The sequence below is a fragment of the Hasllibacter sp. MH4015 genome (assembly GCF_020177575.1).
In the GTDB taxonomy this organism is placed as follows: domain Bacteria; phylum Pseudomonadota; class Alphaproteobacteria; order Rhodobacterales; family Rhodobacteraceae; genus Gymnodinialimonas.
On sequence record NZ_JAHTBK010000001.1, the window covers coordinates 3,611,230 to 3,634,905 of the forward strand.

Genomic DNA, 23,676 nt, shown 5'->3' on the forward strand with positions numbered 1-23,676 from the left:
GCCGGCTGATACTACCGGCGCACGAACACCACACCGGCGAACATCATCACGGCCGCCGCGACCAGCGCGCATCCCGACAGCACCATCACGCTGACCGCGTCCGAGCATTGCGCGGCCCCCGGGCAACCGCGCTGACCGAAATCGGTGATCGCGGCGAATAGCGTGAAACCGGCCAGAACCGCGATCAGCACCCCGGCAAGGAACAGCAGGTAGGCCAACGCCTTCACCACATCTTCGCCTTGGCGTATTCGGGGTAGCCCTTGTCGTAGGTGTCGCCGTCGAATTCTGCGACCATTTCCTTGATGAAGGCACCGGCGGTCGGAAGCCCTTCCGCGTCATCGCGCGCCCAGAGGTCCGACCGCATGAGCGCCTTCGCGCATTGGAAGTAAACCTCCTCCGCCGAGACGACGATGACCGATTTCGGGTGGCGGCCCTTCTGCTCGAAACTCTCGGTCAGGTCGGGATCGACGCTCAGCTTTGCGGTGCCATTAATGCGCACCACGCTATGCGCACCGGGCACCATGAACATGAGCGACACGCGCCCGTCCCGCACGATGTTGCGCAAGCTGTCGATCCGGTTGTTGCCGCGCCAATCTGGCAGCCAAAGCGTCGTGTCGTCCACGATGCGCACGACCGGCCCATCGTCTCCGCGCGGGCTGGCGTCGGTGCCTTCGGGACCGACCGTGGACAGGATCACGAACCGCGCGGCGTCGATCCATGTGCGGTAGTGGGGCGTCAGGCGAGGTGTGACCTTGGCAACCGAGTTCGGCGCAGGCGCCCCATAAAGTGCTTCAAGCCTTTCGATATCTTCAATGATCTGCACGGAAGCCAGCCTCCTCTAGAAGGGCGGTGCTGGAGACTTCGATCTCGGCCTCCAGCTTTGCCATGAACGCTTCTTTCGGCAGGCCCGGTTCGATCCGCGGCAGGAACTCCACAACGGCCGTGCCGGGGGATCGCAGGATGCCGCGCTTGGGCCAGTAGAGGCCGACATTCGTGGACACCGGAACGCAGGGCTGTCCCAGTTGATCGTAAAGCGCGCCGGTGCCCACCTTGTAGGGCGCGATGGCCCCCGGTGCCGTGCGCGTGCCCTGGGGATAGATGATCAATTGCCCGCCCTGCTGCTTGCCGCTGCGCACATCGTCGAGCATCTTCTTGATCGCGACGCCACGCTTGCCGCGATTGACGGGAACGCAGCCCAGACGCAGGGCGTACTGCCCGAGGATCGGCGCAAACATCAGTTGGCGCTTCATGATGAACTTGCCGCGCGGAACGGAATGGTAGATCGCCATGATATCGAGGAAGCTCTGGTGCTTGGCCGCGATCATCACCTCGTCCGTGGGTGGGGTGCCGCGGATGTCCAGCTTCAGGCCGACCATCCATCCCATCGTCCAGAACACCCAACGACAGAACGTGTGGCAGGCCGCGTAGGCCCCGGCGGGACTGACCAGCGCGTAGGGAAAGAACACGAACGCGATCACCAGCATCGCCAGATACATCTGGATGATGAACAGCAGCGAGCGGATCCACTGGATCATTTCAGGCCCCTGAGCGTGCGGAAGGCCGCGATGCGCGTAGCCGCAAAGGCGGTGGCCGCGGCGAGCGGCGGGATCAGAAGCGGCCAGATCCACGATGCGCCCGAAAAGCGAAGGCCGGTCAGGATCGCCGCAGTGTCCCGTGCGGATGGCAGGATCATCACCGCAAGGATGCCCGCCACCGTGCCCGCGGCGGCCCCGGTCAAGGCCCGGATGGTGAAGCGCCGCACGAAGGCGCGCGCGATATAGCTGTCGCGCGCCCCCACAAGGCGCATTACGCGGATCACCTGTTCGTTGGCCGAAAGGGCCGATTGGGCGGCCAGCGTGACCATCGCGCCGGTGGCGGCAAGGATCAGGATCAGGGCAAGCGCCCCCAGGAGCCGCAGGCGGGAGGCAGCTTCGACCAGGGGCCGCCGCCATCGGTCATGGTCGTCCAGCACCGCGCCCGGCGCTTCGGCGGCCAGGCGCTGGCGCAACCCGTCGGCGTCGAAGCCGCCCGCCGTTTCCGTGATTTCGATCAGGCGCGGGATGGGAAGGTCGTCCAGTGGCAGGTCCGGGCCGAACCACGGCGCAAGCAAAGCCTGTTGATCCTCGTCGCTCAACGCATTGGCGCTTTCCACGCCGGGCGTCTGTTCCAGCACGGTCAGAACGGCCCAGGTCTGGGCCTCCAACTCCGCCGGGGGGGCGGAAATGCGGATGGTGGAGGATTGGGCGAGGCTGTCGGACCAGCGATCGGCCAGGCGCCCCGACGCAGTGGACAGGGCCATGGCGAAGACGGCAAGGAACGCCATCGCCGCGGCCGTCGCAAGGGTCAGGCGCGCCGATTGCCCGCTGCGGGGAACCACGCGATCCGCCTGGCTGTCGCCGCGCACCAAAGCCAGAAGATCGCCGCGCACGCTCATAAATCCGCCCCCGCCGCCATGATCTGCCCGCCCTGGATGCGCAGGACGCGGGCCTGCACCTTTTGCTTCGCGGCCCGGATCAGGGCGAGGTCATGGGTCGCGATCACGACCGTTTTGCCAAGTTTGTTGAGCTCGATCAGTAGGTTCAGCAGGCGCAGGGACATATCCCAATCGACGTTCCCCGTGGGCTCATCGGCCAGGATCAAATCGGGGTCCATGATGATCGCACGGGCCAGCGCCGCGCGCTGCCGTTCACCGCCCGACAGCTCGGGCGGAAGGGCGTTGGCGCGCGACGACAGGCCGACCCAGCCAACCAGTTCACTCAAATTCGCGTCCTGAACCATGCTGCCCTTGGCCGACACGGTCAGGGGCAGGGCAATGTTCTCGTTCACCGACAAATGGTCCAGAAACGCACAATCCTGATGCACGACACCGATGCGCTGACGCAGATCGGCGATGCCGTCGCGGGTCAGGCCGGTGGCGGTGTGGCCGAACAGGCTGACCGAGCCGCCGGTGGGCAAAAGCTCTGCGTAGCACAGCTTGAGGAAGGTGGTCTTGCCCGCACCCGATGGCCCCGTAAGGAAGTGAAACGAACCGGGCGCCAGTTGCAGGGACAGGTCGGCCAGAAGCGGTTCGGCCCCGTAGCCATAGGCGGCATCCTGCATTTCGATCATCGGGGATCTTGTCCTTGGCGAAATCGTTGCCCCTGTCTTGCACCCTTGGCGGACACTTGCAATCGCGCCCCCACAGCCGTGACGGGGATTGGCGCAGGGATGCAACGGCCACGCGCGGTGCGGTTTGCGGGCCTTGGAATGGAACAGAGAGGTTGCTAAGACTTTCAGATACAATGTTTCTCATCCGCTGGGATTGTTCAGCGTCGTGGCCCTGCGCGCCGTGTGTGACGCGCCCCAGACAAAGACCGGGAACCAATGCGCCTAACCTGCCCGAATTGCAGCGCCCGCTACGAGGTTGATGAAAGCATGATCCCGGCCGCCGGGCGGGACGTGCAATGCTCTAACTGTTCGAGCACATGGTTTCAGCCCGGCGTGCGCGCCGAGCCGGACGCGCCCGCGCCCGTAGCGGAAGGCGCGGAACCGGCGCACGAAGCGCAAGCCGCATCCCCCAGATTGACCGAGGTGGACGTCGAAGCACCGGATGGCCCCGATGGCGACACCGACGCGGACGATGTCCCGCCACGCCCGCCCCGACGCCAGATCGACCCCGGCGTCGCCGATATCCTGCGCGAAGAAGCGGAGCGGGAGGCGCGCCTGCGCCGGGCGGAGGCGGTGGCTGACCCGGTCGAGGTGCAGGACGAGATGTCGCTGGACGACCCGACCGACACGCCGCGCAATCGCCGTATCGCAGAGCTGGAAGCGGCCGAGGATGCCTTCGATACCGAGAGCATCGAGGCGGCAGTCGCGTCCGCCGCCGCGGCGTCCCGGCGTGAATTGCTCCCCGATATCGAAGAAATCAACTCCACCCTGCGCGCCACGGGCGACCGGTCCGAGGGGGAGGAGGACGCCACCGACGTCGACACGATCGGGGCAGGCGCAAGACGGCGCGCACAATCCCGCCGTGGGTTCCTCATGGTGATCCTGGCGGCGATCGTGGCCTTGCTGCTTTATCTTTACGCAGGCGAAATCGCGGCTGCGGTGCCGGCCTTGGCCGGATCGCTGGAAAGCTATGTCGATCTGGTGAATTCCGGGCGCTTCTGGCTGGATGACATGGCGCGTTCGCTGGCCGGTGACAGCTAGGTCGCGCGCGGCTCAGAACTGGTCCAACAGACGGCGCAGGTAATCAAGCTCCACCTCGGGACGGCCCTGATCGGCGGCGCGATCACGTAGAATGTCGAGCAATTCGCGCGCCCTTTCGCGGGCATCTTCGCCGCCTTCCAACCCTTCGTCCGAACCGAATGCGCCGTTGTTGCCCGCCTGTCGCCCAAGGGGGTCTTCCAGCGGGCGGCTTTCGGCCATGTTGCCCTCGGCCTGGCCTTGCCCGGGGTCTGCGCCCTGCTCCTGCGCCAGGGCCTCGCCCAGTTGGGTCATCCCCTCGCGGATCGCTTCCATCGCTTCGGATTGCAGGTCGAGCGCTTCGGCGATGTCGCCCCGTTCAAGCGCCTCCGCGGCCTCCTCCATCGCGCGGCCCGCATCGTCCAGCTGGCGCATGGCCTCGTCCCCGGCTTCCGTCCCCGTGCCGGGCAGCTGGCTTTGCTGCTGTTCGAGTTGCCGGCGTAGTTGTTCCTGCCGGTCCGCGAGGGACCCCGCATTTTCCTCGTTGTCGCCGCCTTGGCCCGCGCCGGGGTTTTCGCCGTCCTCGCCGGTCTGGCCGCCTTGCGGGGCCTCGCCCTGCTGTTCGCTTTGCTGGCCTGGGCGGTTCGGATTGAACTGGTCCTGCAATTCCTGGAAGCTGTCGTCGCTCAGTCCCTGCTGACCGCGCAGCGTGTCCTGCAGGCCCTCCATCGCCTCCTGGCCCGGCGTCTGCGGCCCGTCGCCGCCTTCGCCCCCTTGGGTGAATTCGAGGTTTTCGAGCATCTGTTGCAGGGCCTGCATCATCTCCATGGCCTCCGCCATCCGGCCTTCCTGCATCAATTCCTCGATGCGCTGCAGCATCTCTTCCAGGTCGGACATGGACAATTCCTGCGACTCGCCCCGATCGGGTTGGTCGGTGCCGTCGCCGGGTTCCGCGTTGCGGGCCTGCTCCTGAATATATTCGTTCATCGCCTCGCGCATTTCCTGCATCAGTTGCGCGATTTCCTCGTCGCTGGCGCCGCGGCGCATAGCCTCGGCCAGCCGTTCCTGCGCGCGTTGCAGACGCTCCAGCGCGCTTGAAAGATCACCGAGTTCCAGTTCAAGCGCGGCCTCCCAAAGTATTTCGGCCACCTGCTCCTGCGTGTCTTCGGAGATGAAATCTATGGCGCTTTCCAGCCGGTTGATCGCGGAGCGGAGCGGCAGGTACACGCCCTCGTGCAGGTCGGGTTCCGGCAGATGCGTGATTGCGCGCAGCAACCTTGCGCTGCGCGTGGCATTCTCCCGGCTCCACAGGATGTCGCGGCGGATTTCCACAAGCGCATTGGCCAGCGGATCGAAGAAACGCCGTCCGGGCAGGCGGGCCACGTCATAGGACACGGTGCCGATCTGCCCCGCATCGTCGGTGACGGTCAGGGTCAGCGTGACCGGCAGGTTTGCGAAGGGATGTTCGGACAGATCCTCAAGCATCACTTCGGTGAACTCGGCACGGTCACCACGGAACGGCATCGGCAGGTCCAGCACGATTGCGGCACGGGGTTCGGGATCGACGATCAGGCCATGGCGACGATCCATGGCATCCACGTTCAGGCGGATCGTCGCGGTGCCGGACCGCACACCGTAATCGTCCATGGCAGTGAAGGTGAATTGCATGGATGCGGGCGCGTCGCCTTCGACCTCCCCTTCCAGCGTCACCGTCGGGGCCGCGTCGGGGCGCACGGAGACCAGCCATTCGCGCCCGCCCGGGCCATCAACGGCAAGCGTTCCGCCCTGCTCCATCACGACGGTCTGGGCATAGGCATTCGGATCAGGCTCCGGCACTGGGCCGATGTCGGTGCGCAGGGTGATCTCCCCGGGCTGGCCATAGCTGCGCAGCGTCACTTCGGAGCCGAGGGGCGCATCGAAGCCGTCCGCGAGGATGTCGTTGAGGTAGAGCGACGGAAGACCGGTATATAACGGCGGCTCCACCCAGCCTTCCCAGGATGGGCCCGAGGATGCCGTGGCCGGCCCCGCGCCAAGCGGAACATTGCCGACATCGGCGACCCGACCGAACGCCCCGAAGAGGACGGCCATCGCAAGCGCGGTCGCCCCGATGTAACGCAGGGCGTAGGGGTCGCGCGAAGACAGGCGCAGATCCGGCTCCGGCGCGCGGGCCGACGCGGCGCGTTCTGCCATCCGGGATATGTGCGTGGCCCAGACCGAGCGGCTGGCTGCGTCCCGGCCTCCGACCGCGGGTGTATCCAGCAAGGTGGTGATCGGACGGCCCGGCATCGTGCGGTCAAGACGCTCCAACGCCTCGTCCCGCGTGGGCATCTTGAACCGGATGAAGCCAAGCACCAGAAGCCCCAGAAAAATCAGCCCCAGAAGGCCCAAGGCGGGCCATGCAACGTTGCCCGGAACCGCCGTTCCCGCGCCGAATGCGAGGCCGGCAAGCACGATGAACGCAAGGGTCCAGACGGGCCAGAACGCCCGCACCGCCCGTTCGGCCACAAGGCCAAGACGGGTCAGCCGCAGGGGCCAGATCAGGCGCTTCAACGCGCCGTCTTTGGGGCCGGTCGTGTCGGTCATTTTCCCTTTCGCGGCCCGCGTCGGGCCGACAGGTGGTTTACACCCATGTGGGAATTGTATCGCGGTTTATCATGTCGTCAAACGATGGACGCGCCCGGATGACGGCGAATTGATCGCCGTTCACCATGACCTCGGGGATCAGCGGGCGGGAGTTGTATTCGCTGCTCATCACCGCACCGTAGGCCCCGGCGGAGCGGAAGGCGATCAGGTCCCCCTCCGCCATCGCGGGCAGGTTGCGCTGTTTGGCGAAGGTATCCCCGCTTTCGCAGACGGGGCCGACAATGTCGTAGGGCGTCTGCTCAGCCCCCGGCGCGGGTTCCACGACCGGCACCATGTCGTGCCAGGCGCCGTACATGGCGGGCCGGATCAGGTCATTCATGGCGGCGTCGAGGATCAAAAAATCCCTGTCTTCCCCGTGCTTTACGTAGATCGTGGAGGCAACAAGCAGCCCTGCATTGCCAGAAATCAGGCGGCCCGGTTCAATCTCGATCTCGCAGCCCAGGTCACCGACGGTGCGCTTGATGACCTCCCCGTATTCTAGGGGCAGGGGGGGCGCGGTGTTGGAGCGCTCATAGGGGATGCCGAGGCCGCCGCCGAGGTCGAGCCGCGAGATCTCATGCCCGTCGGCGCGCAATGCGTGGGTGAGTTCGGCCACCTTTTTGTAAGCGATTTCAAACGGTTCAAGATCGGTCAGCTGGCTGCCGATATGGACGTCGATGCCGATGACCTGAAGGCCGGGGAGCGATGCGGCAAGCCGATAAACCTCCCGCGCGCGGGCGATCGGGATGCCGAACTTGTCTTCCTTGCGGCCGGTGGCGATCTTTTCGTGGGTTCTGGCGTCGACATCGGGGTTCACGCGGATGGTGATGGGCGCGGTTTTTCCCATGCGTTCAGCGACTTGGCTGAGGCGTTGCAGCTCGGGCTCGGATTCGACGTTGAATTGGCGAATGCCGCCCTCCAGCGCGAGCGCCATTTCCTCGGCGGTCTTTCCGACGCCGGAGAACACGATACGGTCGCCGGGTACACCGGCGGCGCGGGCACGGTGATATTCGCCGCCCGACACCACGTCCATGCCCGCGCCAAGTGACGCCATATGCGCGATAACAGCTTGATTGGAATTGCTTTTCATCGCGTAGCAAATCAGGTGATCGAGCCCCGCCAGCGCGTCCTCGAACACCTGGAAATGCCGGGTCAGGGTGGCGGAGGAATAGACGTAGAACGGTGTGCCCACGGCGGCCGCGATTTCCGGCAAAGCGACATCTTCGGCGTGCAGAATGCCGTTTTTGTAAAGGAAATGGTCCATCCGCAGGGGTTCCTTGAGCTTGCCCTGCGCGCAGGTAGCACCGATTGGGTCCGGTTCAAAGGGCCGCGAAAACCGGGCGTCTAGCCTTGGTATAGGGTTGGTATAGGTTTGGTATAGACGCGGCGTCTAGGCGCCGGTCCGGCGCGCGATCAGAAACAGCGCCAGCGGCAACCCCGCGGACACGCCGACCCCGAAGGTCGCGGGCACGACCAGAAGGAACCACCAATCGCGATGGCGGACGAGTTCCACGATGGTCCAGACCACCAGCACCATCGCCGCGATCGTGAGGTCCCACGTGATGCCGGTCGTCGCTTCGTTCACATACCAGGCGTCGATCATCGGGCCGAGGTCCCATCCGTTTTGATCGAACCAGCGATAGAAATGCACCCAGGGATAGAGGCCGATCAGAAAGAGGACGAAATAGAGGATACGCAACATTTGGAAGTCTCCTTTCGGGCGCGACCTAGCGGGAACGGCCCCGATGACCAGTCGCGTCATATCGTCAGGCCGGGACCTTGTGCCACAGCGTCATAATTGACCGCCCATGGGGGACGCGCTAGGCCTTTCCGAACGCCATTTCCGGGCCGTCGCAACGGCCCGCCGACAGCTTGAGAGGGACCGGTCAGATGTCCGAGATCGAACGCGAAAGCATGGAATACGACGTGGTCATCGTCGGTGCAGGTCCCGCGGGCCTGTCCGCGGCGATCCGGCTGAAACAGCTGGATGCGGACCTGAATGTCGTGGTGCTTGAAAAGGGGTCGGAGGTCGGCGCCCATATCCTGTCGGGCGCGGTGCTGGACCCGGTGGGCCTGGATGCGCTGATCCCGGATTGGAAGGACAAGGGCGCGCCCCTGAACGTGCCGGTGCGCGACGATAATTTCTACATGCTCGGTGAGGCGGGGGGCATCCGCATCCCCAACTGGCCCATGCCGCCCCTGATGAACAACCACGGCAATTACATCGTGAGCATGGGCAATATCTGTCGCTGGATGGCGGAGCAGGCGGAGGAGTTGGGGGTGGAGATCTTCCCCGGCATGGCGTGTTCCGAAATCGTCTATGGCGACAACGGCGAAGTGCGCGGCGTGGTGGCCGGTGTCTTCGGGCTGGAGGCCGATGGCTCCTACGGGGAAGGCACGGAACCGGGCATGGAACTGCTTGGCAAATACGTGTTCCTGTCCGAAGGCGTGCGCGGCAGCCTGAGTCAGGAAGTGATCGGCAAATACAATCTGGGCGAGGGTCACGAGCCGCAGAAATACGGCCTCGGCATGAAAGAGATCTGGGAGATCGACCCCGAGAAGCACCGCGAAGGCTCCGTCACGCATACGATGGGCTGGCCGCTGGGCAAGAATGCAGGCGGCGGGTCCTTCATCTATCATCTTGAGAACAATCAGGTTTACGTGGGCTTCGTGGTTCACCTGAACTACAAGAACCCGCACCTGTTTCCGTACATGGAATTCCAGCGTTTCAAGCATCACCCGATGGTGGCGGAGCTTCTGGAGGGCGGAAAACGCGTGGCCTATGGCGCGCGCGCGATCACCGAAGGCGGCTATCAGTCGATGTGCAAGATGGTGGCGCCGGGCGTGGCGTTGCTGGGATGTTCGGTCGGCATGGTCAACGTTCCGCGGATCAAGGGCAATCACAACGCCATGCTGTCGGGCAAGGCCGCGGCGGAGGCGGCCCATGCCGCGATCAAGGCTGGCCGCGCATCGGACGAATTGAACGATTACGAGACCGAGGTGCGCGAAGGCCCGATCGGGGCGGACCTGAAAAAGGTGCGCAACGTCAAGCCGATCTGGTCGCAAAGCGGGCTGATGGCGTCCCTGACGCTTGGCGGGCTCGACATGTGGACGAACACGCTGGGCTTCAGCTTCTTCGGCACCAAGAGCCACGGCAAGACCGACGCGGAGGCGACGGAAAAGGCCGCGCGCTGGAACCCGATCGACTATCCCAAGCCCGACGGCAAATTGTCCTTCGACCGGCTGACCAACGTGGCGTTTTCCTTCACCAACCACGAGGAGAGCCAGCCCGCGCACCTGAAGCTGCGCGACAGCACGGTGCCGGTGGCGGTGAACCTGCCGGAATACGCGGGCCCGTCGCAGCGGTATTGCCCCGCGGGCGTCTACGAGTTCGTGAAGGACGGGGACGAGGACAAGTTCGTCATCAATTTCCAGAACTGCGTCCACTGCAAGACCTGCGATATCAAGGACCCGAGCCAGAACATTCACTGGACGGTTCCACAGGGCGGTGACGGGCCGAATTATCCCAACATGTGATCCACCCGCGACATCGTGAGGGGCAAGCGATTGCCCTTCGCCCATGCGCGCCCTAGTCTCCCCCACAACGCGCTGGAGGAGGCTTGAATGCCCGTGAAACGATCCCTTGTTGCCCTTGTTCTTGCCGCCGCCTTCGCCGCGCCCGTGCCGGTTGTGGCCGACGGTCTGGCGGGGTCGTACCTGGCCGCGCGATCCGCCGCTTTTGTCGGAAACCACGCGGAGGCCGCGACCTATTTCGACCGGGCGCTGGAGCTTGATCCCGGTAATCCGTTCCTCATCAGCAATTCGATTTTCGCCCATGCCTCCCTGGGCAACTGGGACCGCGCGGCGGAGGTGTCCGACACGCTGCCCGCCGATGCCGAGGGGCAGGAGCTGGGTTACCTCGTGCGGTTCGTCCGCCATGTCCGGGAGGGGCGGTTCGACGAGGCGGAGGCGATGATCGACGCAGGCCAGGGCCCGGGGCCGCTGGCCGATGGCCTGTCGCGCGCATGGCTGGCTTTCGGGCGCGGCGACATGACGGGCGCGGTCAGCATCCTGGAGGATCTGTCGACCGAGCGCGGCTTGCAGGAACTGGCGGCTTTGCACTTGGCGCTGGCCCGCGCGGCGGTCGGCGATTTCGAGGCCGCCCACGCGATCCTGTCCGGCGAAACGGGCGTGGAGATCACCAATACCGAACGGGTGGTGCGCGCGCGCGCGCTGGTGATGGTGCAGCTTGATCTGCGGGGGGAGGCGCTGGACCTTCTGGATGGCTACACGCAGGCCGTGCCCGACCCCGGATTGCTGGCGTTGCAGGCGCAGTTGGGGGCCGGGGCGGAGGAGCCGTATGAGTTCGTGAACACGGCCCAGAGCGGCGTGGCGGAGGTGTTCTTCACCGTGGCGCAGCTTTTGTCCGGGGACCGGAACCGGAGCCTGCCGCTTCTGATGGCGCAGGGCGCGCGCGGCGTTGATCCGGGCCATACCGATGCGATCCTTCTGGCCGGTGAATTGATGGGCGAGGATGACCAGCACGCGCTTGCCGCCCGCACCTTCGCGGAGGTGCCGGAGACGGACGGAAACTACATCGAAGCGCAGATGGGCCGCGCCGAGGCGCTGGAGGAGCTGGGCGAAAGCGAGCAGGCGATCGAGATCCTGTCCGCTCTTGTCGAAGCGCGCCCCGAGCTTGCGTCCCTGCAGGCAGCTTACGGGGACATCCTGCGTCGCAACGAGATGTTCGAGGAGGCGATCGTTGCCTATTCCGCGGTCCTCGACCTCGTGGATGCCGACCTGCCGCGCTATTGGTTCATCCATTACGCCCGCGCGATCTGCTATCATCAGCTGGACGATTGGCCGCCCGCCGAAGCGGATTTCCGGCGCGCGCTGGAGCTGAACCCCGAACAGCCGAACGTGTTGAATTACCTTGGCTATTCGCTGGTGGAGCAGCGGCGGAACTTCGATGAGGCGCTGGACATGATCCAGCGCGCCGTGGCGGCACGGCCCGAAAGCGGGTACATCATCGACAGCCTTGGCTGGGTCTATTACCGCCTTGGCCGGTTCGAGGAAGCGGTTGCCCCGATGGAGCGTGCCGTGGAGCTGGAACCGAACGATCCCATCGTCAACGACCACCTCGGCGACGTCTACTGGATGGTGGGCCGCTACCGGGAGGCGGAGTTCCAATGGCACCGCGCGCTGAGTTTCGAGCCGGAGGAGGACGAGGCAGAGCGCATCCGGCGCAAGCTGGACGTGGGCCTCTATGTCGTGCTGGAAGAAGAAGGCGGCGTGGGCGCGCTTGAGGAAGAGTGAGGCATTTCGCACCGGCGAAGGTCAACCTGGCGCTCCATGTGACGGGCCGGCGCGCGGATGGGTATCACCTGCTCGACAGCCTCGTGGTGTTCGCGGATGTGGGCGATTGGCTGAGCGTTGCGCGCGCGGACGAGATAGGGCTGCGCGTGGACGGGCCGAGGGCCGAGGGTGTTCCGGTGGATCAGCGCAACCTTGCGTGGAAGGCGGCGGAATTCGCGGGCGTCCCGGCAGACATTCACCTGGAAAAGCATCTGCCCCATGCGGGCGGGATCGGCGGCGGGTCGGCGGATGCAGCTGCGGTGTTGCGGGCGTTGGGTGCGGACGCGGCGGGGAGCGAGGCGTTGGGTGCGGACGTGCCGGTATGTGTCCGTGGCAAGCCGTGCCGGATGCGCGGCATCGGTGAGGTGCTGGAGGATGTGCCGGACATCCCGCCTTTCTGGATATTGCTGGTGAACCCCGGCGTCGACGTGCCGACCGGCGCGGTATTCGGCGCGCTGAGCGATGCGGACAATCCCCCGATGCCGGAGCCGGAATGGACCGGGCCGGACGGGTTCATCGCCTGGCTGCGCGCGACACGGAACGATCTGGAACGCCCCGCCATGGAGGTGCAGCCGGTGATCCGCGATACTCTTGACGCACTGGAAGCGACGGAGGCCTGCCTGCTGGCGCGGATGAGCGGGTCCGGGGCGACGTGTTTCGGGCTTTTCGCAGAGGAAGACGCGGCGCGGGCGGCGGCGGACAGGATGCCGGACGCCTGGTGGGCAGCGGCGGCGCGGGTGCTGGACGAGGGCGGCCCCGGCGTCAGTTGAGGCGTTCAACCACGTAATCGGCCAGGTCCCGCATCATATCCCTGAGCGGGTGATCGGGCAGGGCGGCCAGCGCCGCTTTGGCCCGTGTAGCGTAGGCGTTGGCCTCCACGCGCGTCGCCTCCAACGTACCGTGGCGTTGCAGAAGACCCAAAGCGGTGTCGAGGTCGCCGTCTTGCTGGTCGCCCTTTCCGATGGTTCGCGCCCAGAACGCGCGTTCGGTGTCGTCGGCGGCGGCAATCGCGCGGATCACGGGCAGGGTCAGCTTCCGCTCCCGGAAATCATCGCCGATATTCTTGCCGATCGCCCCGGACGTTCCGCCCCAATCCAGAAGATCATCGGCCATCTGGAACGCGATGCCGAGCCCGTCGCCGTAGGCCGCAAGCGCCTTCACCACGGCCGCATCGCGGCCCGCGATCACGCCACCGACTTCGCACGCGGCCTCGAACAAAGCGGCGGTCTTGCCCCGGATCACTTGCAGGTAGATCGCTTCGGTCGTCTCGATATTCGTGGCGGCGGTCAGTTGCAGAACCTCCCCCTCTGCAATCGTGGCGGCGGCGTTCGACAGGATGTCGAGGACGCGCAGGCTCTCCGTCTCGACCATCAACTGGAAAGCGCGAGCGAAGAGATAATCGCCGACCAGGACGCTGGATTTGTTGTCCCACAGAAGGTTCGCGGTCGGGCGGCCACGGCGCTTTTCACTCTCGTCGACGACATCGTCGTGCAGAAGCGTCGCGGTGTGAATGAACTCCACCGTCGCGGCCAGTTTCACGTGATGCGCCCCGTCGTAGCCGCAGAGCCGCGCGGCGGCGAGGGTCAGCATCGGGCGGATGCGCTTGCCGCCCGCCTCCACCAGATGCGCGGTCACTTCCGGGATGCGGGGCGCGTGTTCAGAGGCCATGCGGGTGCGGATCAGGGTGTTCACCGCGTCCAGATCGTCGGACAGCGCGTCGCGCATCCGGTCATGGGGCTTGGCTACGGCGTGATCGAGGCTCATCTTGATCCCTGTCTCGACATGGGGCGTGTGGCGAATTACGTGTCGGATATGCAGGAAGTATTGCGCAGCAACGACCCGACAATCATCGCCTTCGCCACGGCGCTTTTATCCGGCGAGGATATAGAGGTGTTCGTGTTGGACGTCCATACGAGCGTCCTGGAAGGCAGCATCGGCATATTGCCGCGCCGGATGATGGTGCATCGCGATCTTGCGGATGAAGCCCGCATCGTTCTGCGCGACAACGACCTGCTGGTTTCGGAGTGACCGAAGATCTGACCCGTGACGGATTTCTGGGCGGGCGCGTGCAGGTCTGGCAACCGCGCGTAGGCTACAGGGCGGCCACCGATCCCGTTTTCCTGGCGGCCGCCTGCCCCGCCGTTCCCAAAGACAGCGTTCTGGAATTGGGATGCGGGGTTGGTGTGGCGAGCCTGTGCCTTGCGGTCCGCGTGCCGGGCGTCGATGTGCTGGGGGTGGAGCGGCAAAGGGCCTATGCCGATCTGGCACGCCGGAACGGGTTGCCCGTGGTGGACGCCGACCTGACGCGCCTGCCCGAAGATATCCGGCAGCGAAGTTTCGATCACGTGATCGCCAACCCGCCCTATTTCGTGCCCGGTGCCGGGACGCGGGCCGAGGATGAGGGGCGGGAGGCTGCCCTGCGGGAGCAGACGCCGCTGCGCGATTGGCTGGCCGTTGCGCGGGCGCGGCTGCGGCAGAAAGGGTGGCTGACCCTTATCCACCAGGCGGAGCGTTTGCCGGATATCCTGTCGGGACTGGAGGGGTTCGGAACGGTTGCCGTCATGCCCTTATCGGCGCGGGATGGACGCCCGGCGGGTCGCGTCGTGATGCGGGCGCGCAAGGGCGGGCGTGGGCCCTTCACCCTGTTGCCGCCACTTCTTATACATGAAGGCACAACCCACGCGGGTGATGGCGATGACTATTCTGCAACAGCCCGCGCCGTGTTGCGCAATGCGTCGGCACTTCCCTTCGGCTAAGCGCCTAAATGCGCCGGATTTTACGGGTTAACCCAAGAATGCGTGACAGACGCGAATTCTTGTGCTGCACTGTCATCATTCATTCACATAACGAGAGGAGACCTCAATGTCGCTAGGCGCCCATCTTCAGGAACTCAAGAAGAAGCACGCCCACCTCTCGGCCAAGGTCGAGGAACAACAGCGATCACCGGCGGTCGACGATTTGTCGATCCGCGAACTGAAGAAGGAAAAGCTTCGGTTGAAGGAAGAGATCACGCGCCTCGATAGTTGAGGATCGGCGAGATTTCGACGGCACGCCGCCGGGGCGGATCAGACCTGCACCTCGGCGGCATCTACAAATTCCAGACCCTCCCGCAACTCCTCCAGCGACGCGACTTCGGCCTTGAGCCAGTCGAGATAGGCGCGGACCTGCGGGCGCGTCTCCGCCCCTTCCGGGCAAACGAACCGGTATTGCGCCTGGGTGGTCAGCGCCACCCTGTAGGGCATGACAAGCCGCCCCTCCCTGATATCACGCTCCGCCAGGGAAATACGCCCCAGCACGACGCCGCCCCCGGCAATCGCCGCATCCAGTGCGTGATCCGCCTGGCTGAACCGCGCGCCGGAGGCAAAGCGCGGCGGCAGGTTCGCGGCCCGGAACCACGCGGCCCAATCGAAGGTCGGTGAGAAGTTGATCGTGTCGTCCTGATGCAGCAGCGGCGCGCGGGCCAGGTCGGCGGGGTCAGGAAACTCCGCGGCCAGGTCGGGGGCCATCATCGGCGTCATCCACTCGCGAATGATCGGTTCCGAGAACAGGCCGTCCTCCTCCTTCGGGAAGCCGAAGCGGATTGCGACATCCACATCGTCCCGACCGAAATCCATCAACCGAAGCGTCGCGGAAAAGCGCAGCTCGATATCCGGATGGCTCTGGGCGAACTGGAACATGCGCGGGGCCAGCCACTTCGCGGTAAAGGCGGGCCCGGCGGTGACGGTCAGGCTGTGCTGGTCCACGGTGCGCCGGGCCGCGCGCCACGCGGCGGCCAGGGCGTTGAACCCATCCGACGCGCCCGGGGCAAGGGCGCGGCCCGCATCGGTCAATTCGACGGCGCGGTTCAGGCGGCGGAAGAGCGGCGCTTCCAGATGCTCCTCAAGCGACTTGATCTGGAACGACAGGGCGGCAGGCGTCACGTTCAATTCGGCCGCGGCCTTGGAGAACGACATGTTGCGGGCGGCGGCATCGAAGGCGCGCAGGGCGGTCAGGGGCGGGAGGCGTTCAGACATGGCGCTTAAGTATAGCTTAAGTGAAGCCTTGGAAAGTCTCGTTTGTGCCGTGGCGGGTAAAATCCCATGTTGAGGGCAATCGAGACAAAAGGACCCTCGCCATGCATTTTGACAACACAACCCACACCGCCACCCGCAATGCCATCGCCCGCGCCCATGTCGAACGCGGCAAGATCCTCGGTGAGGTCTGGGGTTTTCTGACCGGGCGACGCTGAAGCGGTGGGATGCAGGGTTGCGGTTTTTGCAATACAAACCCCGGTTCGGCGCACCTATATCAGGCGCAAGACCGGATTTGATTGAAGGCCCATCCCATGTTTCACGACTACTCAGACCCCGATATGATCAAGATCGTCAACCAGGCCCGGGCGGAGCGCAGCCGTGAGATGGCGCGCCTGTTCCGCCGTCTGTTCCGCCGCGACACCCCGGTGCGCAGCGGTGTTGCAGCCAGCGGATAGCGGCGATTCCAAATTCGCAGTTGGCGTGAGGGCGGTCGTGGTATAGGCCGCCCCTCTGTTCCGAAACCCAACGTTCGTCTCAAAGGTCAATTAAGATGTTGTTCACAATTCTCCGCGGTCGCGTCCCCCACGCCCTTGTCAAGGCGATGACGGCTGACACTCAGGCCATGGCGCGCCTGACGGGTTATCTGGGCGCATTGCGCTAAGCTGGCGGCTTCACGCCTGTAGAATTGGCGTGGTGCCGAAGTCAGCGACCCAAACCGCTGAGTTCCGGCCCCTCCCAGTGTGTAGCCGGTGAGCGCGGCATCGTCTGACCGCTCCTCCAGCCAACTGAAACCCAAAGTCTGGGACGTCCCACGAAAAAGGCCCCCGCGCTGCGCGGAGGCCTTTTGTTTTTTACGCCGTCGTTCGGTCAGACGAAGAATTGCGCGCCGTTGGCGGAGATCGTCGATCCGTTGATGAAGCCGCTGTCGTCGGAGGCGAGGAAGCACACGCAGCGGGCGATTTCCTCGGGCTCACCCAGGCGGCCTGCGGGGATCTGGCCGATGATCGATTCGCGGACCTTCTCGGGCACGGCCATGACCATCTCGGTCGCGATGTAGCCGGGGCAGATCGCGTTGGCGGTGATGCCGGCGCGCGCGCCTTCTTGGGCGAGCGACTTCACGATGCCGAGGTCTCCGGCCTTAGTGGCGGCGTAGTTCACTTGCGCGAACTGGCCTTTCTGGCCGTTGATCGAGGAGATCACGATGACGCGGCCAAACTTGCGTTCGCGCATGCCGGGCCAGATCGGGTGAACGGTGTTGAAGACGCCGGTGAGGTTCGTGTCGATGACCTGGTGCCACTGCTCGGGCGTCATCTTGTGGAACGGCGCGTCGCGGGTGATGCCCGCGTTGGCGACGACGACGTCGATGGGGCCGAGATCGGCCTCGACCTGTTCGATGCCCGCCTTGGAGCTGTCGTAATCGGCCACGTTCCACTTGTAGGTCTTGATCCCGGTCTCGTCCGTGAACTTGGCTGCGGCTTCGTCATTGCCCGCGTAGGTGGCGGCGACATTGTAGCCTTCGGCCTTGAGGGCCTTCGAGATGGCTTCGCCGATACCGCGGCTGCCGCCGGTGACCAGTGCGACTCGTCCCATGTGTGTCTCTCCTTCTGAATGTGTTGGAAATCTTGTTAGCGAAATAGAAACGGCTGCGCAATTATCTTGCGCAGCCGTTTTCTGATAGGCGGATCAATCGCGCTCGACGCAGAGGGCAACGCCCATGCCGCCGCCGATGCAGAGCGTGGCGAGGCCTTTCTTGGCGTCGCGGCGCTGCATTTCAAAGAGCAGCGTGTTCAGGACGCGGCAGCCCGAGGCGCCGATCGGGTGGCCGATGGCGATGGCGCCGCCGTTCACGTTCACGATCTCAGGATCCCAGCCCATATCCTTGTTCACGGCACAGGCCTGGGCGGCGAAGGCTTCGTTGGCTTCCACGAGGTCGAGATCCTCGACCTTCCAGCCCGCCTTTTCCAAGGCCTTGCGCGAGGCGTAGATCGGACCGACACCCATGATGGAGGGGTCGAGGCCCGCGGTGGCGTAGGAGGCGATGCGCGCGAGCGGCTGGATGCCGCGCTTTTCAGCGTCGTCGGCGGACATGAGCAGCGTTGCAGCCGCACCGTCATTGAGGCCGGAGGCGTTGGCGGCGGTGACGGAGCCGTCCTTGGTGAAGGCAGGGCGCAGTTTTTGCATCGCCTCCATGGTGGCGCCGTGGCGGATGTATTCGTCCTGGTCGACGGTGATGTCGCCCTTGCGGTTGGGCACGGTGACGGCGGTGATCTCATCGGCGAACTTGCCCGCCTTCTGGGCGGCTTCGGCCTTGTTTTGCGAGGCGACGGCGAATTCATCCTGCTGTTCGCGGGAAATCTGCCACTTCTCGGCCACGTTCTCCGCCGTCTGGCCCATATGGTAGCCGTTGAAGGCATCCCAAAGGCCATCGCGGATCATCGTGTCGATATACTTCATGTCGCCCATCTTCTGACCCTGGCGCAGCGCGGCGGCATGGGGGGACATGGACATGTTTTCCTGGCCACCGGCGATGACGATTGCGGCATCGCCAAGCTGGATGTGCTGTGCGCCGAGGGCCACGGCACGCAGGCCGGACCCGCAAACCTGGTTGATGCCCCATGCGGCGGCTTCCTGCGGGAGGCCGGCGTTGATATGGGCCTGACGGGCCGGGTTCTGGCCTTGGGCGGCGGTCAGGACCTGACCCAGGATCGTTTCCGACACCTCTGATTTGTCGACGCCTGCGCGTTCGACCACGGCTTCGATCACGGTCTTGCCGAGGTCGTGGGCGGGCGTGTTGGCAAAAGAGCCGAGGAAGCTGCCAACCGGGGTACGCGCGGCAGAAGCGATGACAACATTCGTCATGGGGTCTTGTCCTTTCGTGTTCGGATCGCGCGCCGGATGCGGCGCGGAACCCTCATTCATCTGCGCCCGCTGATAGGGTGCAGGGGCAGGAACGGCAACGGACACGGTGTCTCAGGCGTTGAAATGCAGGCGGATATGCGCCGCCTGCATGGATTGCGGGCGGGTCGGATGGCAGGGGGCGTAGGTGGTCAGACGCGACGGATGCGGCGGCGATTGGTCAGGCGGAGCGCGAGAGGCTGCGCAAATCGCCTTCGGGCAGTTTCAGGGTCGGTGGCCCGAAATAGTATCCTTGCAGGCAATCAGCCCCGGCGGCGGCCAGCCATTTCGCCTCCGCCTCCGTTTCGACGGACTCGGCCACGACAAGCATGTCGAAATGCTTGGCGAGGGAAATCAGCGCCTCCGACAGGACCTGGTTGTCCGCATCCTCCGCGATATTGCGCGAGAACTGGCCGTCGATCTTCAGGATGTCGAAGTAGAAGGTCTTGAAATGGCGGAAGGCGGTGTAGCCCGCGCCGAAATCGTCGAGCGCGAAGGTGATGCCCTTGTCCTGCATATCCTCCATGAAAATGGCCACGATTTCCGGCATCATCATGACGGAGCTCTCTGTGATCTCCAGGATCAGGCGTTCGGCGACCGTGGGGTGATCGCGCAGGCAGGTGCGCAGGATCTGCATCCAGCGGGGATAGCCGACGGAGCGCGCGGACATGTTGATGGACAGGCGCAGCCACGGATGCTGCTTGAGCATCTGGAGGCCGATCTGGAGCGCCGCGCAATCAATCTGGCGGCCGATGTCGCTGTCTTCGACTGCGCCCATGAAATCGCGGGCGGGAATGATGCGACCGGTTTCGTCGAGCAGACGGATCAGCCCCTCGAAAAACGCGATGCCGCGTCCGTCGGAGCGCATGATCGGCTGAAACGCGAGACGCGCATCGCCGCGGCCGAGCGCCTGCTGGACCATCGCCAATGTGCCGCGATCCCGCTGGGAGATGGCCGCATCAAGCGGACTTTCCGTTCCCGGTTCTGCCAACTCCACGCCGATATCGCGCATCGTGCCACTCCAAATCTGCTCCGATTGCGGTGGTACGGGCCGAGGCTTTAAGGAAGGGTGAAATTCGACATTTGCGTCGAATGAGCGGGAGTTTACGGGATGGGCGATCGGGCAGACGGGCGATGCACCTGGTGCGGGGACGATCCGCTTTACGTCGCCTACCACAACCGAGAGTGGGGCGTGCCGGAATATGACAGCCGAGCGCTATGGGAAAAGCTGATCCTCGATGGATTTCAGGCGGGTCTGGCGTGGATCACGATCCTGCGCAAACGCGATGCGTTTCGCGAGGCGTTCGAGGGGTTCGACCCGGCGGTGATCGCGCAATGGGGAGAGCCGGACGTGCAACGCCTGTTGGGCAATGCGGGGATCGTGCGCCATCGGGGCAAGTGCGAGGCGGCGATCACGAACGCGCGGGCGTGGGAGGCGATGGAACACCGGGGCGGGTTCGACGCCTTCGTGTGGGATTTCGTGGACGGCACGCCGCTGGTCAATCACTTCGTGCGCCAAACCGACGTGCCGCCCCAGACGGAGATGTCGGTGCGCATGTCGAAGGAGCTCAAGACGGCGGGGTTCCGGTTTTGCGGCCCGACGATCGTTTATGCGTGGCTGGAGGCGTGTGGCGTTGTGAACGATCACCTGGTCGGTTGTCCGAGACATGCGGAGGTTCAAGCGCTTGCCCGGTAAGGTGTGAGGGGGCTCTGCCCCCGGCTGCGCCTCCCCCGGGATATTTTGGGCACATGGAAGACGGGACGTGTCGATCAGGGGTGCGGCGGATCAGCTGTTGCCGGCGATCAGCGCCTCGATCACCGCGATGGCTTCGGGGGAGGACCAATCCGCATCGCCGCGGAGCCGCGCAATCTCCTGCCCCATGCCGTCCAGAATGACCGTTATCGGAAGGCCGAAAATGCCCATCTCGCGCGCGATCTGCTGGTTGATGTCGCGGTATTGGGGCAGGGCGGTGATCCCCTCTTCCTCGAAAAACCGTTGGATGGCCTGGGGCGGATTGCGCCCGGTGGCGAGGGTGACGACCTGAAAATCCTCACCCCCGAGGGTCTGTTGCAGGGTTTGGAGGGACGGCATCTCCTCCCGACAGGGCGCGCACCACGTGGCCCAGAAATTCAGCACGACGATGCGGCCCGAAAAATCGTTCAGCGTGCCTTCGCTTTCGTCCGGCAGCAGGAACGGCGCGTCGGAGACGGGGGCTGGCGCGTCGTGGATCACCAGCCCCCGCATGTCGCCCGTCAGAAGGTCCGAGACGTCCTGGGCCATGGCGACATTTGCGCAAAGCCCTGCGGCGATGTAAGCGGCAGTGAGACAGAACTTGCGGACCATTGGGTTCCCCTTCGACAAGGCGTGACACATGAGCAACCAGGACCCTTACGACACCCGGACCAGCACCGCCAACACGATGTGGGGCGGACGCTTTGCCGACGGTCCCGATGCGATCATGGAGGCGATCAACGCATCCATCGGCTTCGACCAGCTGCTGGCACGGCAGGACATCGAAGGGTCCCGCGCCCATGCGGCCATGTTGTCCGCCACGGGCATCGTCAGGGATAACGATGTGGAGGCGATCCGGGAAGGGCTGCTCACCGTATTGTCAGAGATCGAAGGGGGCACGTTTGCCTTCTCCACGGCGCTGGAAGACATCCACATGAATGTGGAGGCGCGCCTGAAGGAGGTCGTGGGAGAGGCCGCGGGCCGCCTGCACACCGCCCGGTCGCGCAACGACCAGGTGGCGACCGATTTCAAGCTGTGGGTCCGTGACCAGATGGACGCCGCGATTGCCGGGCTGGAGGCGTTGCAGCGCGCGCTTCTGGGACAGGCGGAGGCGGGCGCCGATTGGGTCATGCCCGGCTTCACCCATTTGCAGACGGCACAACCCGTGACCTGGGGCCATCACATGATGGCCTATGTGGAGATGTTCGGGCGCGACGCCTCTCGCTTCCGCGACGCGCGGGCGCGGATGAACGAGTCGCCGTTGGGCGCCGCCGCCTTGGCGGGCACGAGTTTCCCGATTGACCGCGACATGACGGCAAAGGCGCTTGGCTTCGACCGGCCCTGCGCCAACTCGCTGGATGCGGTGAGCGACCGGGATTTCGCGCTGGACTTCCTCTCAGCCGCGAGCATCTGCGCCATGCACCTTAGCCGGTTGGCGGAAGAACTTGTCATCTGGTCGTCGGCGCAGTTCCGCTTCGTGTCACTGAGCGACCGGTTCTCCACCGGCTCCTCTATCATGCCGCAGAAGAAGAATCCGGATGCGGCGGAGCTGATCCGCGCAAAGATCGGGCGCATCTTCGGGGCGAATGTCGCCTTGATGACGGTGATGAAAGGTCTGCCCTTGGCCTATTCCAAGGACATGCAGGAGGACAAGGAACAGGTCTTCGATGCCGCCGATAACCTGATGCTGGCGCTGGCGGCGATGGAGGGGATGGCCCGTGACATGCGGGCGCGCGTGCCCGAACTCGAAGCGGCCGCAGCCAGCGGTTTTTCCACGGCGACGGATCTGGCGGATTGGCTGGTCCGGGCGCTGGATATGCCCTTCCGGGATGCGCATCACGTCACCGGCAGTCTTGTAAAGCTGGCCGAGGACAAGGGCTGTGACCTGCCCGATCTGTCATTGGCGGAGATGCAATCGGTCCACGGGGATATCACGGACGCGGTCTTCGACGTGCTGGGGGTCCATAATTCGGTGGCGTCCCGCACGTCCTATGGCGGGACAGCGCCGGTGCGCGTGCGCGAGCAGATCGCGCGCTGGCGCGATATCCTTGGCTGAGCTAGGCTTGCATCACCGATGCTGCGTGGAAGGACGAAGATGATGACCCGAGTGATGAGTGGTTTGCTGATCGTGGCCTGCCTTGGCCTTGCCGCCTGCGGTGTCGACGGTGCGCCCGAGCGCCCGGATCGGGCCGCGCAGGCCGTGGGCGTGTCGGTAAGCGGGACGGTTTCGGTAGGGATCACCGGCCACGATTGAGCGACGGATCGCCCGCGATCCGGGCCGCGCAGTGTCAATCCCAGTTGAACCCGCGTCCGTTCGGGCCTAGATTCCCGTTATCCCCGGCTGGCACCTGCCTTGGCCGGGGCTTTTGTTTGAAATCGCATCCGCAAGGCTTCGACCGATGGAAAAGATCCCGATGACGCCCGCGGGCCACAAGGCCCTGAACGAGGAACTCAAGCAGCTCAAGAGTGTGGAGCGCCCCGCGATCATCCGCGCGATTTCCGAGGCGCGGGAGCATGGCGATCTGTCGGAGAATGCCGAATACCACTCCGCCAAGGAGAAGCAGTCCTTCATCGAGGGCCGCATCAAGGAGCTGGAGGGCATGATCTCGCTTGCGCAGGTCATTGATCCGTCGACGCTGTCGGGGCCGATCAAGTTCGGCGCGACGGTGGAGTTGGTCGACGAAGAGACCGAGGAAGAAAAGACCTACCAGATCGTGGGAGAGGCCGAGGCCGACATCGAGAAGGGGCGGCTGAACATCAAGTCCCCCCTGGCGCGTGCCTTGATCGGCAAGGAGGAGGGCGATAGCGTTGAAGTGCGGACGCCCGGCGGCTCCAAGGACTACGAAATCGTCAAGATTTCCTACGTGTGATGGCGGGGGTGGTCGGCCCTGCATG

Annotated in this window: 26 protein-coding genes; 12 read left to right on the forward strand and 14 right to left on the reverse strand. The window is 64.8% G+C overall.

What is annotated here, in order from left to right:
• Positions 1–11: 11 nt before the first annotated feature.
• Genes KUW62_RS18420 through KUW62_RS18440 form a run of 5 tightly spaced genes read right to left on the reverse strand, consistent with a single transcriptional unit; the run spans position 12 to position 3,108 of the window.
• Positions 12–227, reverse strand: a complete 216-nt coding sequence (locus tag KUW62_RS18420) for a hypothetical protein (RefSeq protein ID WP_224816918.1) — start codon at positions 225–227, stop codon at positions 12–14.
• Entirely contained in the window at positions 224–823 is a 600-nt protein-coding gene (locus tag KUW62_RS18425) for a pyridoxamine 5'-phosphate oxidase family protein (RefSeq protein WP_224816919.1), read from the reverse strand. The genes KUW62_RS18420 and KUW62_RS18425 overlap by 4 nt, the downstream gene beginning before the upstream one ends.
• A complete protein-coding gene (locus KUW62_RS18430) occupies positions 810–1,535 on the reverse strand; it encodes a 1-acyl-sn-glycerol-3-phosphate acyltransferase (protein WP_224816920.1) in 726 nt (241 codons plus the stop codon). Before KUW62_RS18430 ends, KUW62_RS18425 begins: the two co-directional genes overlap by 14 nt.
• A complete protein-coding gene (locus KUW62_RS18435) occupies positions 1,532–2,434 on the reverse strand; it encodes an ABC transporter permease (RefSeq protein WP_224816921.1) in 903 nt (300 codons plus the stop codon). Before KUW62_RS18435 ends, KUW62_RS18430 begins: the two co-directional genes overlap by 4 nt.
• On the reverse strand, positions 2,431–3,108 hold the full coding sequence (locus KUW62_RS18440) for a cell division ATP-binding protein FtsE (RefSeq protein WP_224816922.1): 678 nt from the start codon (positions 3,106–3,108) through the stop codon (positions 2,431–2,433). The genes KUW62_RS18435 and KUW62_RS18440 overlap by 4 nt, the downstream gene beginning before the upstream one ends.
• A gap of 255 nt (positions 3,109–3,363) precedes the next feature.
• Between KUW62_RS18440 and KUW62_RS18445 the strand changes: the two genes are divergently transcribed.
• Positions 3,364–4,188 (forward strand): zinc-ribbon domain-containing protein, encoded by an 825-nt coding sequence (locus KUW62_RS18445; protein ID WP_224816923.1) that lies wholly within the window; start codon positions 3,364–3,366, stop codon positions 4,186–4,188.
• Between the two features lie 12 nt (positions 4,189–4,200).
• Here the strand turns inward: KUW62_RS18445 and KUW62_RS18450 are convergent, their stop codons facing one another.
• The 3 genes from KUW62_RS18450 to KUW62_RS18460 form a co-directional block, all read right to left on the reverse strand.
• The gene (locus KUW62_RS18450; RefSeq protein ID WP_224816924.1) at positions 4,201–6,747 is read right to left on the reverse strand and encodes a DUF4175 domain-containing protein; all 2,547 of its coding nucleotides are present in this window, start codon (positions 6,745–6,747) and stop codon (positions 4,201–4,203) included.
• Between the two features lie 37 nt (positions 6,748–6,784).
• Positions 6,785–8,050 carry a diaminopimelate decarboxylase gene (gene lysA / locus KUW62_RS18455; protein ID WP_224816925.1) on the reverse strand — a complete coding sequence of 422 codons (1,266 nt, stop codon included), beginning with the start codon at positions 8,048–8,050 and terminating at the stop codon, positions 6,785–6,787.
• Positions 8,051–8,176: 126 nt separating this feature from the next.
• Entirely contained in the window at positions 8,177–8,488 is a 312-nt protein-coding gene (locus tag KUW62_RS18460) for a DUF2834 domain-containing protein (RefSeq protein ID WP_224816926.1), read from the reverse strand.
• A 188-nt stretch (positions 8,489–8,676) separates the two neighbouring features.
• On the opposite strand from KUW62_RS18460, the gene KUW62_RS18465 reads away from it, so the two are divergent.
• The 3 genes from KUW62_RS18465 (at position 8,677) to KUW62_RS18475 (ending at position 12,911) form a co-directional block, all read left to right on the forward strand.
• A complete protein-coding gene (locus KUW62_RS18465) occupies positions 8,677–10,323 on the forward strand; it encodes an electron transfer flavoprotein-ubiquinone oxidoreductase (protein ID WP_224816927.1) in 1,647 nt (548 codons plus the stop codon).
• A gap of 87 nt (positions 10,324–10,410) precedes the next feature.
• Complete coding sequence (locus KUW62_RS18470; protein ID WP_224816928.1) at positions 10,411–12,102, forward strand: tetratricopeptide repeat protein; 1,692 nt, start codon at positions 10,411–10,413, stop codon at positions 12,100–12,102.
• A complete protein-coding gene (locus tag KUW62_RS18475) occupies positions 12,099–12,911 on the forward strand; it encodes a 4-(cytidine 5'-diphospho)-2-C-methyl-D-erythritol kinase (protein ID WP_224816929.1) in 813 nt (270 codons plus the stop codon). The genes KUW62_RS18470 and KUW62_RS18475 overlap by 4 nt, the downstream gene beginning before the upstream one ends.
• On the opposite strand, the gene KUW62_RS18480 is transcribed toward KUW62_RS18475, so the two are convergent.
• Entirely contained in the window at positions 12,904–13,905 is a 1,002-nt protein-coding gene (locus KUW62_RS18480) for a polyprenyl synthetase family protein (RefSeq protein WP_224816930.1), read from the reverse strand. The genes KUW62_RS18475 and KUW62_RS18480 overlap by 8 nt on opposite strands.
• Before the next feature lie 48 nt (positions 13,906–13,953).
• Between KUW62_RS18480 and KUW62_RS18485 the strand changes: the two genes are divergently transcribed.
• The 3 genes from KUW62_RS18485 to KUW62_RS18495 all read left to right on the forward strand — a co-directional run bounded on the left by KUW62_RS18485 (position 13,954) and on the right by KUW62_RS18495 (position 15,168).
• The gene (locus KUW62_RS18485; RefSeq protein ID WP_224817155.1) at positions 13,954–14,169 is read left to right on the forward strand and encodes a DUF2007 domain-containing protein; all 216 of its coding nucleotides are present in this window, start codon (positions 13,954–13,956) and stop codon (positions 14,167–14,169) included.
• Positions 14,166–14,897, forward strand: coding sequence for a methyltransferase (locus KUW62_RS18490; protein ID WP_224816931.1), 732 nt, complete (start codon positions 14,166–14,168; stop codon positions 14,895–14,897). Before KUW62_RS18485 ends, KUW62_RS18490 begins: the two co-directional genes overlap by 4 nt.
• Before the next feature lie 106 nt (positions 14,898–15,003).
• A complete protein-coding gene (locus tag KUW62_RS18495) occupies positions 15,004–15,168 on the forward strand; it encodes a YdcH family protein (RefSeq protein ID WP_224816932.1) in 165 nt (54 codons plus the stop codon).
• Between the two features lie 38 nt (positions 15,169–15,206).
• On the opposite strand, the gene gcvA is transcribed toward KUW62_RS18495, so the two are convergent.
• Positions 15,207–16,154 (reverse strand): transcriptional regulator GcvA, encoded by a 948-nt coding sequence (gene gcvA, locus KUW62_RS18500; RefSeq protein ID WP_224816933.1) that lies wholly within the window; start codon positions 16,152–16,154, stop codon positions 15,207–15,209.
• Positions 16,155–16,465: 311 nt separating this feature from the next.
• Here gcvA and KUW62_RS18505 point away from each other — a divergent pair, with 311 nt between their 5' ends.
• Positions 16,466–16,609, forward strand: a complete 144-nt coding sequence (locus KUW62_RS18505; protein WP_224816934.1) for an RSP_7527 family protein — start codon at positions 16,466–16,468, stop codon at positions 16,607–16,609.
• A gap of 412 nt (positions 16,610–17,021) precedes the next feature.
• On the opposite strand, the gene phbB is transcribed toward KUW62_RS18505, so the two are convergent.
• The 3 genes from phbB to KUW62_RS18520 all read right to left on the reverse strand — a co-directional run bounded on the left by phbB (position 17,022) and on the right by KUW62_RS18520 (position 20,061).
• Positions 17,022–17,744, reverse strand: a complete 723-nt coding sequence (gene phbB / locus KUW62_RS18510; RefSeq protein WP_224816935.1) for an acetoacetyl-CoA reductase — start codon at positions 17,742–17,744, stop codon at positions 17,022–17,024.
• A gap of 93 nt (positions 17,745–17,837) precedes the next feature.
• Entirely contained in the window at positions 17,838–19,013 is a 1,176-nt protein-coding gene (locus KUW62_RS18515; RefSeq protein WP_224816936.1) for an acetyl-CoA C-acetyltransferase, read from the reverse strand.
• A 217-nt stretch (positions 19,014–19,230) separates the two neighbouring features.
• Entirely contained in the window at positions 19,231–20,061 is an 831-nt protein-coding gene (locus tag KUW62_RS18520) for an EAL domain-containing protein (RefSeq protein WP_224816937.1), read from the reverse strand.
• 99 nt (positions 20,062–20,160) lie between these two features.
• On the opposite strand from KUW62_RS18520, the gene KUW62_RS18525 reads away from it, so the two are divergent.
• Positions 20,161–20,745, forward strand: coding sequence for a DNA-3-methyladenine glycosylase I (locus KUW62_RS18525; RefSeq protein WP_224816938.1), 585 nt, complete (start codon positions 20,161–20,163; stop codon positions 20,743–20,745).
• A gap of 90 nt (positions 20,746–20,835) precedes the next feature.
• On the opposite strand, the gene KUW62_RS18530 is transcribed toward KUW62_RS18525, so the two are convergent.
• Positions 20,836–21,393 (reverse strand): TlpA disulfide reductase family protein, encoded by a 558-nt coding sequence (locus tag KUW62_RS18530; protein ID WP_224816939.1) that lies wholly within the window; start codon positions 21,391–21,393, stop codon positions 20,836–20,838.
• Positions 21,394–21,421: 28 nt separating this feature from the next.
• Between KUW62_RS18530 and argH the strand changes: the two genes are divergently transcribed.
• From argH to greA, 3 genes are all read left to right on the forward strand, one after another.
• Positions 21,422–22,837 carry an argininosuccinate lyase gene (gene argH, locus KUW62_RS18535; RefSeq protein ID WP_224816940.1) on the forward strand — a complete coding sequence of 472 codons (1,416 nt, stop codon included), beginning with the start codon at positions 21,422–21,424 and terminating at the stop codon, positions 22,835–22,837.
• Positions 22,838–22,879: 42 nt separating this feature from the next.
• Entirely contained in the window at positions 22,880–23,035 is a 156-nt protein-coding gene (locus KUW62_RS18540; protein WP_224816941.1) for a hypothetical protein, read from the forward strand.
• A gap of 145 nt (positions 23,036–23,180) precedes the next feature.
• A complete protein-coding gene (gene greA, locus KUW62_RS18545) occupies positions 23,181–23,651 on the forward strand; it encodes a transcription elongation factor GreA (RefSeq protein ID WP_224816942.1) in 471 nt (156 codons plus the stop codon).
• Positions 23,652–23,676: the final 25 nt, after the last annotated feature.